The sequence below is a fragment of the Sorangium sp. So ce426 genome (assembly GCF_051475585.1).
Classification (GTDB): Bacteria; Myxococcota_A; Polyangia; order Polyangiales; family Polyangiaceae; genus Sorangium; species Sorangium cellulosum_B.
Genome location: NZ_CP150341.1, coordinates 11293564 through 11306960, shown reverse-complemented (window position 1 = coordinate 11306960; position 13397 = coordinate 11293564). Strand labels below are relative to the sequence as shown.

Annotated in this window: 8 protein-coding genes and 1 tRNA gene; 2 read left to right on the top strand and 7 right to left on the bottom strand. The window is 74.9% G+C overall.

The annotated features are described in order from the left end of the window. Positions 1 to 65: 65 nt before the first annotated feature. The 3 genes from WMF44_RS42380 to WMF44_RS42370 all read right to left on the bottom strand — a co-directional run bounded on the left by WMF44_RS42380 (position 66) and on the right by WMF44_RS42370 (position 8052). On the bottom strand, positions 66 to 2537 hold the full coding sequence (locus tag WMF44_RS42380; RefSeq protein WP_437295747.1) for an AAA family ATPase: 2472 nt from the start codon (positions 2535 to 2537) through the stop codon (positions 66 to 68). 230 nt (positions 2538 to 2767) lie between these two features. Then, positions 2768 to 7468, bottom strand: coding sequence for a VIT domain-containing protein (locus tag WMF44_RS42375; RefSeq protein ID WP_437295746.1), 4701 nt, complete (start codon positions 7466 to 7468; stop codon positions 2768 to 2770). Between the two features lie 5 nt (positions 7469 to 7473). Next, positions 7474 to 8052, bottom strand: a complete 579-nt coding sequence (locus WMF44_RS42370) for an RNA polymerase sigma factor (RefSeq protein ID WP_437295745.1) — start codon at positions 8050 to 8052, stop codon at positions 7474 to 7476. 263 nt (positions 8053 to 8315) lie between these two features. On the opposite strand from WMF44_RS42370, the gene WMF44_RS42365 reads away from it, so the two are divergent. Next, a complete protein-coding gene (locus WMF44_RS42365) occupies positions 8316 to 9506 on the top strand; it encodes a S1C family serine protease (protein ID WP_437295744.1) in 1191 nt (396 codons plus the stop codon). 173 nt (positions 9507 to 9679) lie between these two features. Next, entirely contained in the window at positions 9680 to 10453 is a 774-nt protein-coding gene (locus tag WMF44_RS42360) for a Stp1/IreP family PP2C-type Ser/Thr phosphatase (RefSeq protein ID WP_437295743.1), read from the top strand. 20 nt (positions 10454 to 10473) lie between these two features. Here WMF44_RS42360 and WMF44_RS42355 read toward each other — a convergent pair whose 3' ends face one another. From WMF44_RS42355 to WMF44_RS42340, 4 genes are all read right to left on the bottom strand, one after another. Next, the gene (locus tag WMF44_RS42355; protein WP_437295742.1) at positions 10474 to 10917 is read right to left on the bottom strand and encodes a hypothetical protein; all 444 of its coding nucleotides are present in this window, start codon (positions 10915 to 10917) and stop codon (positions 10474 to 10476) included. After that, positions 10914 to 11636: a sigma-70 family RNA polymerase sigma factor gene (locus WMF44_RS42350; RefSeq protein ID WP_437295741.1), complete on the bottom strand. Its 723-nt coding sequence runs from the start codon at positions 11634 to 11636 to the stop codon at positions 10914 to 10916. Before WMF44_RS42350 ends, WMF44_RS42355 begins: the two co-directional genes overlap by 4 nt. 225 nt (positions 11637 to 11861) lie before the next feature. Further along, a tRNA-Gln gene (locus WMF44_RS42345) sits at positions 11862 to 11935 on the bottom strand. A 39-nt stretch (positions 11936 to 11974) separates the two neighbouring features. Next, positions 11975 to 13267 carry a hypothetical protein gene (locus WMF44_RS42340; protein ID WP_437295740.1) on the bottom strand — a complete coding sequence of 431 codons (1293 nt, stop codon included), beginning with the start codon at positions 13265 to 13267 and terminating at the stop codon, positions 11975 to 11977. Between the last annotated feature and the right edge of the window lie 130 nt (positions 13268 to 13397).

Here is a 13397-nt window from a genome sequence, read left to right as displayed (position 1 = left end):
TCCACGTGCTTCCACGCGCTTCCACGTCCCGCCCGCGCCCCGCCGGTCAGAACGGCCGGGCGCGCTCAGCCCGCGAGGCGCCGGTGGCTGTCGAGCGCCGCGCGCTGATCCTCGAGATCGTCGCCGTAGACGGCCTCGATCGCCTCCGCCGCGAGGCGGTGCTGCCGCTCCGCCGTCTCCTCCGGCTGCATCCCGTACGCGGCGTCGCGGATCAGCACCGTGCAGAACTCGAAGCGGTGCTCGCCCATCCGCGACCAGATCCGCTGCGCCTCGCCGAAGCGCAGGTGATCCACGAGCGCCGAGGCGTCCGGGATCATCCGGGCGAGCACGCGCGTGTCGAACTCGCGCCCCAGCACCGCGGCGGAGATCACCGTCTGCCGCGTCCGCGGCTCGAGCCGCTCGAGCCGCGCGACGAGCAGGCTGTTCACGGTCCGCGGCGGCATGAACCGGCTCGAGCGCGCGGCGTCGTGGGCCGACCCGTACCGCCCGTCCTCCAGCCAGTACGCGAGGATCTCCTGCGCGAAAAACGGGTTCCCTCCCGCGGTCTGCCCGAGCAGCGACCCGAGCATCGTGGGGAGCGGGCCGCCGAAGAACGGCTCCGCGAGCGCGAGCAGCCGCTCCGCCGGGAGCGGCGCGAGCTCGATCGCCTGCGACGGGATGCCGGCGTCGAGCGGGATGCGGGCGTCCAAGCCCTCCCCCGAGGACGCCGCCGGCCGCGCCGAGCAGATCACCGCCAGCGGCAGGTCCCTGCAGGCGGCCGTGATCGCGCGCACCGCGTCGAGCGAGGTCCGATCGGCCCACTGCGCGTCGTCGAGGTGCACCACCACCGGCTGCAGCGAGCTCTCCGCGACGAGCAGCGCGGCGAGCGCCCCGAGGACCTCGTCGCGCCCCTCGGCCTCGGCCCCCGCCTCCTGGCCGCGCAGCCTGAGCAGCCGCGCGAGCGCCTCGCGCGACCTGTCGATCCCGGCCCGCGCCTCGGTCCAGCTCTCGGGCAGCCGCTCCAGGAGCAGCTCCAGCGCGAGATCGAGCCCCGCCTGCTTGGCCCGCTGGCCGAGCTCCGACGAGATCCCGAGGTACTCCTTGAGCGCGAACTCGAACGCGTAGAGCGGGGTCCTCAGCGTCTGATCGCAGCGGGCCTCGATCCACAGGAGCGGGCGCATGTCCATGAGCTGCGCGCGCTGGTGGCGGTAGCTGTGCACGAGGTAGCTCTTGCCCATGCCCGCCTCGCCGAGGATGTACACGACGCCCGCGGAGCGCCCGGTGAACAGGGGCTCGAGCGCCTGCGTGAGCCGCCCGAGCTCGACCTCGCGGCCGATGGGGCCGAGGTCGTAGAACTCCTCCTGCACCGCGATGCGCCGCCGCTCGAGCGAGTAGACGAGGATCGGCAGATCGAACCCGTCGAACCGGAAGATGTTCTCCGTCGACCACTGGTGGCTCGCCTCGCCCGCGCGGAACGCCCGCTCGTCCGCCCAGATCGACGACGGCGCGGCCTTCCGCGCGATCTGCGCGGCGAGGTGGATGGCGCGGCCGACGCACGCGAACTCGCGGCGGCCCACGGCGCCGAAGAAGCCGACGAGGCAGCGCGCGCGGGTGACGCCCACCGCGAGCCGGGGCACGCCGAGGCCGTTGCTCTTCAGCTCGAGCGCGAAGTCGAGGGCGCGATCGTGGTCGCTCTCGTGCGCGACGGGCGCGCCGAAGTAGAACTGCGCGCCGAAGCCGCGCTCGGTCACGGTCATGCCGGCGAACGTCGCGCCGTACATCGCCGAGATCTCGTGCAGCTGCTGGAGGAGCTCCGTCGGGCTCTCCACCCGATCGAGCGAGACCGACACCGTCGTCACCTCGCGGATCTCGCCCTCCGGCGCGAGATCGCCCGCGCCCGGCGGCAGGAACGCCTCGACGTCCGCGTCCGTCGGGGCCGACGTGATCGTCAGCGAGGGGGGGCCGCTCAGGAGATCGGCCTCGTCGAGCTCCGCCACGCTCTCCCGCGCGCTCGCCGCGGGGAGCCGCTCGCGGAAGCTGCGATCGAGGTGGAGCTCGCTGTCGTCCGCCCCGCGGTCGGTCGCCTGGCAGGCCTCCATCGCGGGCCCGTAGATCAGGAAGTACGCGCGATCCGGGGCGATGCGCACGATCGTCCAGTGGACCGTGCCCCAGGCGAGCCCGATCCTGAACGGCGTCTGCGCGCCCCCGGCGCCCAGCGTGCGCCGCGCCGCGAGCTCCAGGAGGCTGCGCCGCATCGCGAGCGCCGCGCTGCGGGCGTGCCGGGTGACGTTGCGCCCTGGCCGATCGGGGAACAGCGCGGTGAACCCGCCCGCGGGCGACAGCGTCGCGACGAACCCGCCCGACTGGTGCACGGCCTCGAACAGCGGATCGAAGAACGAGCGCAGCGCGTCCGGATCGAGCGCCTGGCGCGCGATCATCTGCTCGGCGAGCTCCACGATCGCCGGCAGCGAGACGTGCAGGACAGCCGCGTCGACCGCTCCCGCGTATTGCCCTTCGGCGTCCTGTTCGAGGATGAAGTCCGGGACGAGCGGATTCATGTCGAAACTGTATCGGGTATCTCCGCCCGACACGAGCGCGGCGGGAGGGCCGCTCGATCCCCGGGCGAGCGCGCCCGGGGGGGCGATGAAGCTGTTGTTACGGAAGCGCGCTGCGAGGGTCGTTCAGGACATGTGAAGGGAGGGGTGCGCAAGAGAGAGCGGGCGCGCGTGGGCGGAGGTCGGTCCCGTCGGGTTCGTCTTCGTCCGTTCCGTCAGGTTCGTCCGTTTCTTCAGAACCGCGGGGCCGCCAGGCCGTCGACCGGCACCAGGCGGGAGGTGAAGAAGACGCGCACCGTGCCGAGCTCGAGGCGCGCGCCGTCGAGCGTGAAGGGCACCTTGCGGGTCTCTCCCGCGAGGCGCAGGGTGAGCTCGCCGCGGATCGGGCCCGGCGCGCTGGCCCCGGGGCTCGAGGCGCCGGCGCCCTCCTCGGCCGACGCGCGGGCGATCTCGACGACGTAGCTCCCCTTCGGGAGGCTCCGCAGCGCGAGGGACTCCGAACGCGTGCTCGTCGCGTCGCGCGAGCGCACACCCACCGACGGGAGCGTCGTGCCCATCCATGAGACGCGCCGCCCCTGCGCGTCGATGAGGGAGAGGTCGAGGTCGGCCCCGCCGGTCCACTCGGCGCTGAGCCGCACGTCGCCGGGCAGGTCGGCGGCCGGCGCCGCGTCCGGCTGCGCGAGCCGCCGGTCGATCTCCGCGCGGAGGGCGGAGGTCGCGTCGAGGCGGAGCTGGCTCGCGAGCTCGCTCATGCCGCCCTCGCCGGCGCACCGGATCGCGGCGGCGACGAGCTTCGCGTCGGCGGGCGCGAGATCGGCGAGCGCCACGCGGTGCTGGCACGCGAACGCGGGCCGCCCCGCGGCGTCCCAGAGCTCGGCGAGCCGCGCCTGGGTGGCCCGGTCGCCCGGGCGCACGTCGGCGAGGCCGCCGAGGATGCGCGCGGCGCGGTCGCGCTGGCCCTGCCGCGCCGCGAGGTCAGCGCGGGCGATGAGCGCGTCGGGATCGAGCGCGTCGCGCCCGCTCCAGCGCGCGGTCAGCTCCTGGGCCTCGCCGAGGCGGCCGGTCGTGGCGTAGAGCGCGTAGAGGCCCACCGTCCTGTCGCGGCTGTCCGGGGCCGCCGCGAGCGCCGCCTCGGCGGCCGCGGTCTTCGCGGCGCTCTCGGGCGCGAGCGTGTTCGTCGCCTCGAAGCTCACCTTGCGATCGAACACACGGCGCATCGGGATCATCCGCCGCGGGCGCGGGCGCGACCACTCCTCGTCGGCGAAGACGTCATCGCGCGACCTCCGGGCGCGACCGTCCTGCGGGAGCGCCGGCTTCGGCTCCGCGGGCGCGGCGGACGTCGGCGCCGGCGCCGGCGGCGGCATGTCATCGAGCGGGCCCGAGGGGCGATCGAACGACTTCTCGAGCTGCGGCTTGGCGGGCGACGCCGGGCGGGCTCCGGCCGACATGCGCCCCTTCGCGGCCGGCGCGGCGTCCGGCCAGCCGGAGCCGCCGCCGCCCCTGCCGCTGCCCGACAGGCCAAGGCCCGACCCGAGCGCCTCGCCCTTCTCCTCGGCGCCCTCGTCCGCCGCGTTGCCGGGCTCCTCCCCCTCGGCGCTCGCGCTCACGCGCTCGGCCTGCTCCTCGCCCGTGAAGGCGGAGGTGATGCCGTCTCGATCGAGGCCGAACGCCTTGAACATCGCCTCGCTCTCCAGGACGAGCAGCGAGGTGAACCGGCTCGCCACCGAGAAGCGCCGCGACAGCTCGATGATGGCGGGCTTCTGCGCGTCGCCGCCTGTCTCCTCGAGCTCCGCGATCTTCGCCGCGGCGTAGAGGCGCGGGACGAAGGCGTTGCCCGCGCCGGTCGTGGCGACGATGTTGACGGGGTAGGTCTGCTCGAAGCGCTCGCCCGAGACGCGGCCGCGGAGGCGGATCGCGCCGGTGACGTCGGCGCCGGAGCTCATCCTCGCCACGACGAGCGCCTCGCCGCCGGCGCGGATCGGGTCGAGCCGCGCCGGCGTGACCTGGGTCAGGCCGGGCGGGAGCTCGATCTCGGGATCGCGCAGCGCGAGGCCGTACGCCGCGCCGAGGACCGACTGCGCCGCGCTCGCGACCTTCTGGCCGGGCACGTAGGGGACCATCACCCCGCCGCCGCCCCGCGCGAGCGCCCTGAGCGACGTGGTGTCCGCGTCGCTCCCGAGCGCGACCGCGACCACGGCGGCGGCGCCGTCCGCGGGGACCGCGCCGCGCGCCGCGGCCTCGATGTGGGCGGGGCGTGTCGGGCCGACCGACGGCGTGCCGTCGCCGAGGTAGATGATCCGGAGCTCCTTGCCGTCGAGCGGGCCGGCGGCCGCGCGCGCCGCGATCACCGCCGCGGCGAGATCGCTGCCGCCGTCGGGCTCGATGCCGCCGAGGAAGCGCTCGACCTCGCCCGCCGAGGCGGCGCCGGGGGCCATGGGGCGCGCGGCGCCGCCCTGGCCGGCGTCGCCGAGCGAGCGGCAGAGGGTGTCGCACGCGAGCACGACGACCTCGTCGCGCCGGTCCATCTCGCGGACGAGCGACGAGGCGAGCCGCGTCGCGCGGGCGAACCGCTCGCCGACCATGGATCGGCTCGAGTCGACGACGATCGCGTGGCGCCGCGAGGTCGACTCCTGCCACCGGGGGAGACGGGGCCGGATCGCGATCGCGACGTAGGGCGACGTGTCGCTCGCGATGGCCCGCGCCGCGGCGAGGGAGGCCTCGTGCTCCGCGCCGTCGCGCTTCGACGTTCCGGCCGCGCCGCGCCGCGCGCTGTCCACCCGCGGCGTCGCGGGCGGCGTGGCCGGCGCCGGGGCGGGGGGCATCCGGTAGGCCCAGGCGGTGACGGGCCGGTCGCGATCGGGGAGCGCGTACTCGACCGTGAGGTCGCCGGCCGGCGTGAACCCGCGGGCCTCCAGCGTGCGGCGGTCGGCCGCGCCGTCCGCGGGCGCGGCGGCGAGATCGTAGCCGCGCGTCGCGACGCCGAACTCCCGGTCGTGGCCGAGCACCTGCACGTCGAGCGAGAAGTCGCCGATGTTCGTCGTGCCGCTCTGGTCGTGCGCGAGCGGGTAGGTGAAGCGCCGGACGCCGCCGGCCTGCTCGACGAGCTGCGTGTAGGTGAGCACGACGCGCCGCGAGCCGCGCTTCGGGATGGGGAAGATGCGCAGCTCGAACCGGCCGCCCCGCTGCCACTCGAGCAGCGCGGGGTCGCGCCACGGGCCCGGGACCCAGATGATCTCCTCGCGCGGCTTGGGCGCCTTGGGGGCGGCGTTCTGGAGGACGCCGCGCCAGATCGCGGCCCCGCGATCGCGATCGACGAACGCGCCCTCGATGAGCTTGCCGTCCACCTCGAGCGCGAGCCGCTCGATCTGCGCGCCCGGCGGGAGCGGGAACCGGAAGATGCCCTCGAGCTCCTCGTCGGTGTCGTTGGCGAAGGTCTCGTCGATCTCGGTCCTGGCGACGACGTCGACGATCCGCACCTTGACGGCGTGCCTGGCGAGCCGGACGGCCCGCTCTTTCTCCTGCGTCGCGCCCGGCTTGCGCGCCCTGAGCTCGCCGAGGCCGCGGAGCGCCGGGGCGTCGGCCTCCTCGGCGGAGCGGTCGCTCCACTCGAGCGTGTCGGCGAGCGACGTCGCGCTCGCGACCTCGGGCGCGGCGCCCTTCGCGAGCGTCGCCTCCTCGCCGGCGCGCACCTCGACGGGCTGGCCGCGCTCGCCGGTGACGCGCACGGCGCCGCGGGCCACCTCGACCGAGGCGCGCGCGGCGCCCGCGGTGATCGCGAGCTTGGTCCCGAGCACCTCGATCTGGCCGTGCGGCACCTCGATGCGCGCGGGCGGCGCGCCGGGGGCCGGGGTGACGTCGAGGACGACGGCGCCCTCGTCGACGCGCGCGCGGCGGCCGTCGCCGGCGATCCACACGCGGGAGCCGCGGTCGATGGCGAGCGCGGAGCCGTCCGCGAGCGACAGGTGGGCGCGCGTCCGCGCGTCGGTGCGCAGGGTCGCGCCCTCCGGGAGCGCGGCGCCCGCGGCGAGCGGCGCGCAGGCGCCCGCGGCGTCGCACGCCTCGAGGCCGCCCGACCTGTCGGCCGACGCGCGCGACACCGAGGCGACCTTGCCGGACCACGGCGCCCCGGCCGCCGCGGCGACGGAAGGCTCCGTCGCTTCGCCGCCGCGCCGCAGGGCGACGCCGGCCGCTACCGCCGCCGCCGCGGCCAGGGCGGCGGCGGCGAAGGCCGAGCGCCGCCCGAAGGCCGTGCGGCGCGCTGCCGGCGCGGTTCGCTCCGGCATCGTGGAGCGCGGTCCGCCCGTGCGCGCTTCGGCCGCGCCGGATCGCGCTCCGGAAGTGTCGGAGCGCGGCGTGAGCGTAGGGGAGCGCTCTTCGGTGGTGCCGGATCGGACGTCGGCCGTGTCGGATCGTCCTTCGGCGATGTCGGATCGCTGCTCGGCGATGTCGGATCGGACTTCAGCGATGTCGGATCGCTCTTCGGCGGTGTCCGATCGCCCGTCGGCGGTACCCGATCGCCCTTCGGCGGTGTCCGATCGCCCTTCGGCGGTGTCCGATCGCCCTTCGGCGGTGTCCGATCGCCCTTCGGCGGTGTCCGATCGCCCCTCGGTCACGCCGGATCCCGCGCCAGCGGCGCCGTGTTGCTCCTCGGCCGCCACCTTCAGCACCGCGCCGCTCGTCGCGCCCTCCGAGGGGCGCGCCGCCTCGAGCCGCCGGAGCAGCGCGTCCGCGAATCCGTCTGCCGGCCGGAAGTCCGCGCCGGCCGCCGCGGCCACCTCCGCGGCGCGCGCCGCGTCGTGGCGGAGATCGCGGCACGCGTCGCAGCCGGCGATGTGCTCGTACAGCGCCGGCCGCGCCGTCCCGTCGAGCACCTCCGCGAGTTGCTCCTCGACCTCGCCGCAAAGCCCAACCGAACCCGTCTCTGTCGCGCCCATCGCCCTCACTCCTCGCCCAGCTCGGCCCTGAGCCGCGAAAGCGCGCGGCTCACCCGCTTCCGCGCCGCCGCCTCGTCGATCCCGCACGCGATGGCCACCTCCTTGAAGGAGAGGCCCGCCTCGAAGCGCAGCACCACCGCCTCGCGCTCGCTCGGCTTCAGCCGCGAGAGCGCGGCGCGGGCGCGCTCGGCCCGCTCGCGCTCCGCCGCGAGCTCGCTCGCGTCGGGCCGCGGCCGGGTGTCGTGCACGAGGCGCAGCCGCGCCTCGCGCCGCGCCCTGAGCTCGGTGTGCCGCCCGCAGAGGCGCCGCGCGATCCCGAAGAGCCAGGCCCGCACGCTCCCCTCGGCGCGGTACTGCGGGAACGCATCGAACGCCGCGAGCAGCGTCTCCTGCACCAGCTCCTCGCTCTCGGCCTGCGACCCCGTGAACGCCATGCACAGCCGGCCCAGCGGCATGGCGTAGGCCTTCGCACATCGCGACAGCGCTTCCCGGAAGTCGCCTGTCCCGATCAGCCCCTCGATCGCGCGCGCCTCGTCGGCCCGCGCGTCGCCCTCCGACCCAACGAGCGCTAACCCAGCTGCCATCGCTGCCTCATCGCCGGCCATGTGCCCCCGTCCCCCGAGTTCGTGACCGGATTTTTTTCGCCCCCCGCCCCCGGCGGACTCCGGTGCCCGATCCCACGGTACAGCGCGGTCCGGCCTTTGCCTTTTGCAATGCGATCCCCGCCGCAGCAGAATCGGCCGTCGCCTCAGGAGCCGCGCTTATGAACGAGACAAGCCCGCCTGGTGTCACAAACGCCGCCGCGCCCCGGGGCGCGGCGCCGAGCGATCCCGTTGACAGGTCGCGTGTGAAGCGATGGAGACGGTCGCTGGCGCTCGCCGCCGCCGTGTCCGCCGCCGCAGCGCTCGCCGCCCCCGCGGCGCTCGCGCAGGGCGAGGCGCAGGTTCAGGGGGAGGGGGACGCCCCGCCGGCCGGCAAGCGGGGGGTGCTCCCGACCCGGGCCAGCGCGGGCGGGAAGGAGAAGAAGGCGGCCGCCGCCGAGCCGAAGGGGGGCCCGGCCGAGAAGGACAAGGCGGAGCCGCCGGTGGAGGAGCGCGCCGCGCGCGGCGTGGTGGTCATCGAGCGCGGCGGGCAGGTCCTCGGCCTCGGCGCGGCGCTCGCCGGCGACGGGCGCATCCTGACGGCGCTCTCGCCGCTCGGCGCGGGCAACGACCTCACGGCGCGCTTCGCCGACGGGACCACCGTGCGGGTGAAGCCCGGCCACCACGACCGCGTGTGGGATCTCGCGCTGCTCGTGCCGCAGACCGGCAAGTGGACCGAGGGGCTCACCGCCTCGTCGCGCGATCCGGTGCGGCCGGACGCGCAGATCCGCTCGTTCTCGGCGGCGCGCGGCAAGGTCGCGGCCACCGCGCTCGTGCTGCGATCGCACAGGACGCTGATCGGCGGCGACGACCGGCCGCTCGATCGCGCGATCGAGCTCGGGTCGCGCGTCTCGCCGCTCGATCTGGGCGCGCCCATCATCGACGAGGACGGCCGCGTGGTGGCGGTCCTGGGCCGCGGCTGCGCCCCGAACGAGGGCAAGCCCTGCACGCCCGTCGCCTTCGGCGTGCCGATCAGCGCGGTCAGGGCGTTCCTTCGCGCGGTGCCGAAGGACGCCGTGCCGCCCGCGGCGTGGCTCGGGATCCAGGGTGTCAGCGAGGCGGCGCCGGTCGCGAAGGGGGTCCGGGTCACGGTGGTGCACCCCGAGAGCCCTGCGGACGAGGCTCGCTTGACGGGCGGCGATCGCGCGGAGAGCGACATGATCCTCGCCGTCGACGGCGTGCCCGTCACCAGCCCCGAGGCGCTCTCCGACGCCATCCGGACGCACGCGGTCGGCGAGAAGGTCCCGCTCACCTTGCTGAGCCGCGGCAAGTACCGGCAGGTCACGGTCGTGCTCCGCGCCGCGCCGGATCCGTCGGCCGCCGCGGCGAGGCGGCCGGAGGCCGAGCTCCCGCCGCCGAGCTCGAGCGGCAAGGCGACCGAGGAGTACCGCAAGTAAGCAAAAAATGATGCGGGGCCGCGCGCGGATTCTATAAGCTCGGCGCTCGGGCCCGATCCGGTTGACACTCCGTCAACCGGACCTCCAGGATCGGGCTCGAGCGGCTCGGACGGGCGCGCTCGCGGTTCTCATTCAACCCCGCGCCTCGCGCGGGGCCATCGATCGGGTGATCCGTGTCCCAAACGTTTCGAATCGAAGTGGCCGGCGAGACGAACGTCGGGCGCAAGCGCAACCACAACGAGGACAACTTCGGCATCATGGTGGAGTACGGCCTCTTCATGGTCGCCGACGGAATGGGGGGGCATGCGTCGGGCGAGGTCGCGTCGAAGATGGCCGTCGAAGCGATGCAGGACTTCTTCGCCCAGACGCAGGACGACCCGGAGCGGACCTGGCCCTACAAGATGGACCGGTCCAAGGGCTACGAAGAGAACCGGCTGATCACGGGGATCAAGCTCGCCAACCTGCGGATCTACGAGACCGCGCAGCGCGAGGCGAAGAAGCGGGGAATGGGGACGACGTTCGTCGGCATCTTCACGGCGAACGACGGCGTCTACGTCGCCCACGTCGGCGACAGCCGGGTCTACCGCTTCCGCGAGGGCCGGCTCGAGATGCTCACCGAGGATCACTCGCTCCTCAACGACTACATCAAGATGAAGCGGCTCACGCCCGAGGAGATCGCGAACTTCCCGCACAAGAACGTGATCGTGCGCGCGCTCGGGATGAAGGACACGGTCAAGGTCGACACCCGCTTCGAGGTGCCGCAGCTGAACGACACGTACATCCTCTGCTCGGACGGGCTCTCCGGGCCGGTGAGCGACCTGGAGATGACGCAGATCCTGACGGAGCATCAGGACATCCAGGTCGCGACCGCCAAGATGATCGAGCGCGCCAACGAGAACGGCGGCCCCGACAACGTCACGTGTGTCCTCGTTCGTTGGACTCAGTGACCGCCGCTCGGCGACGGTGATCAGGGCAGGGCGCCGCCGCTCCAGGGGATCAGGACGAGGAAGACGAAGGCGATGAGGGCGAGCATGAAGAGGCTCGTCATCAGGTAGGTCGAGCGCGGCGAACGCGCGGTGCTCCAGCCGTCGCCGTAGAACTTCCCCCGCGAGCGCACCCGGATCCGGCGCTGCACGCCGCGCAGAAGGCTCGGCGGCGCCGCGGGCGGCGGGCGCATCGCCCCTCGGACCAGCTCGCGCAGATCCAGCTCGTCGACGAGCGGCAAGTCGCCGTCCTCGGGCAGATCGCCGTCCTCGGGCAGATCGCCGTCCTCGGGCAGATCGCTCAGGGGCGCGGCGGCGGCGGGCGGGCGCTCCACGGGGGGCGCCGAGGGACGGCTGCCGCTCTCCGCGCCCGAAGCGGCCGGCTCATCGGCTCGCCCCGTGCGCTTCGGGTCGTCCGCTCCGCTCATTTCCCGCCTCTCACCTTCTCGCCCATCATCTTCTCGACCAGCGCGCGGAGCTGGCCGCGCGCGCGATGGATCCGGCTCTTCACCGTCCCGTCCGGCAACCCCGTGACCGAGGCGATCTCTTCGTACGACATGTCCTCCACGTCGCGAAGGATGAGCGCCTCCCGGAACTCGGGATCGAGCTGCCCGATGGCGCGCTTCACGACCGCCTCGAGCTGCATCCCCTCCACCAGCTCGTCAGGGCGGCTCACGTCGCCGACGCTCACGCCCTTGGCCGCGGACAGCGGCACCCGCTCGGCCATCGCGTCGACGTCGTCCTGGGCGCCGGCGTGCCGCCGCGAGAGGTACTTCGTCCGGTTTTTGCAGAGATTCACGGCGATCCGGTAGATCCACGTCGAGAGCTTCGATTCGCCGCGGAACTGATCGATCGCCTTGAAGACCTGCACGAAGACTTCCTGGGACACGTCCTCGGCCTCGTCACGCCGGCCGAGCATGCGGTAGACGAGCGCGAACACGCGGCGCTCGTACATGAGCACGAGCTCGTTGAACGCGCTCTCGTCACGCGCGACGAGCCGCGCGATGAACTGCGCCTCGCCCGCCTCGAGCGGCGCCGCCGACGCGCGCCCGTGCTCCGCGCCCGCAGCGGGCGGAGAGCCGCCTCCGCGGTCCGTATCTACATGGGTAGGGGCTCCGCGTCCGCGGGCCCCTTCATCGCTCGCCACGCCGTCCGGTCCTCCAGGAGCCAGGGGCTCGCGCACGCCGCGCGGCAGGCGCAGAGCCCTCGGTGAGACCACGGTAAACAACCCCGGCTCGACCGCGCCAGACAATAGCGAGCAGGTGACGGCGCAGGACGCACCCGCGAGGCGGTGCGACCTCACCCGAGGCGCTCCCGCCCACGCGATGAAGATTGGCCGCCATGACCCCCCTCAGAGGGCGCGGGGGCTCGATGGTTCCGGCGCGTGGATTCGAACCACGATTAGGGGATTCAAAGTCCCCCGTCCTGCCCTTGAACGACGCCGGAGTGCTGCGGGACGGAGCCGACCGCCGCGCGGCGCGCACCTTAGCGCGAGTCGCGCAGGATGGCACCCGTCCCGATCCATGAGTCGGCTCTGCGGGCCGGATAGCTGATGCCGCGCGTGGTGTCCGCCTCGGATCGGCCTCGCCTCAGGCGGAACTGCCCGCGCTCGCGGCGACCCGCCGGCGCCGGCTTCGCGCCGGACGCCGAGGCCTTCTCCGCCCGGTGGAGCGGCAGCGCGGGCGCGCCGGTGTCCTCGCCCGGGGTCGCGGCCGCTTCCTCGCGCGCCGGCGTCGCGTCGGCCGCCGCGCCGTTCGCCGGGGGCGCCACGGCGGCCGCGCCGTCGCGCGCCGGGGCCGCCACGGCGAGCGCCGCGGCGCCGGCGCTCGCGGCGAGCTCCGGGGCAGGCACGGCGACGTGCGCGGCGGCGGCCGCGACGCCCTGGGCCACGCCGAGGTGCGCCGCCTGCGCGGCCGCAGGCCTCGCAGGCGAGGCCCCAGGGGCGACCACGCTCAGCACCGAGAGGCCCAGCACGAGCACGAGCGCCGCGCTGCCCGCGGCCGCTCCGGCGGCGCCGCGAGAGACGCGGGCGCGCCGCGCGAGCCGCGACCAGGCGCCCGACACACGCCCGCGCGGCGTCGGATCCGCGTCGCGCGCGCCACGCGCCGGCCCGGGCCCGGGCTTCGCGGCGCCGGGCCTCGGCGCCCCGGCGCTCGGGAGCGTGTCGGGCGGGGACGAGGGGGCCGCGGGGAAACAGGACGGAATATCAAGAGAAATCGGCTGCGAGGGGCTGTCCCGCCGCAGCACGGCCTCGGCCAGGGGGAACCGGCCGAGGGTGAAGGCCTCGGCGCGCTCGCCGCGCGCCTTCGCGGGGGCGTCCTGGTGGAAGCGGGGCGCGACGGCGCTGAGGTCGTCCGGCGTCAGCGCGAAGCTGAGCGGGCCGGTGGACTCAGGCGCCTCGCCCGCGGCGGAGACGGCAGGCGCCTCGTCGCGCGGGGGCGGCTGGGAAATGGTCCAGCCGAGCGCCTTCACGTCGCCGGCGGGCGTCCAGCACTCGAGGCCCTCGCGCCAGACGCGCGTGCTGTGGGGGAGCTCCCCCAGCTCCAGCGCGCGCCAGAGCGCGACCGTGCTCATCGCCTCGAGAAAGTCGCCGCGGTCGATGCACCAGGGCCTCGACTCTGCCGGTGCCTCCTCCGCGCCGCCGGCGTGCGACGTGAACGGCATCGTGGGGGCGCTGCAGAGGCTGCTCAGCTGCCCCTGCCCGCACCCCTCCGCGCCGCCCGACGCCGGCACACCGTCGCCAAGCCCCTCCACCTTGTACGCTGCGCTCGGGCCCATCGCTGTCTCCCTAGCGAGCCGCGGCGGCCCACCCGATGCTGCTCCCGGGTGCACCTCCGCTGCTCTCGTGCGTCGGTAGCGGATGGTGGCGCGGTGGGCCAAGAAAGGTGAGGGGCGTGTCGCGGACCGA

Coding starts and splice junctions, on each gene's coding strand:
- WMF44_RS42375 (WP_437295746.1), bottom strand. CDS start 7,468: ATGGGCGCGACAGAGACGGGTTCGGTTGGGCTTTGCGGCGAGGTCGAG.
- WMF44_RS42380 (WP_437295747.1), bottom strand. CDS start 2,537: ATGAATCCGCTCGTCCCGGACTTCATCCTCGAACAGGACGCCGAAGGG.
- WMF44_RS42340 (WP_437295740.1), bottom strand. CDS start 13,267: ATGGGCCCGAGCGCAGCGTACAAGGTGGAGGGGCTTGGCGACGGTGTG.
- WMF44_RS42370 (WP_437295745.1), bottom strand. CDS start 8,052: ATGGCAGCTGGGTTAGCGCTCGTTGGGTCGGAGGGCGACGCGCGGGCC.
- WMF44_RS42355 (WP_437295742.1), bottom strand. CDS start 10,917: ATGAGCGGAGCGGACGACCCGAAGCGCACGGGGCGAGCCGATGAGCCG.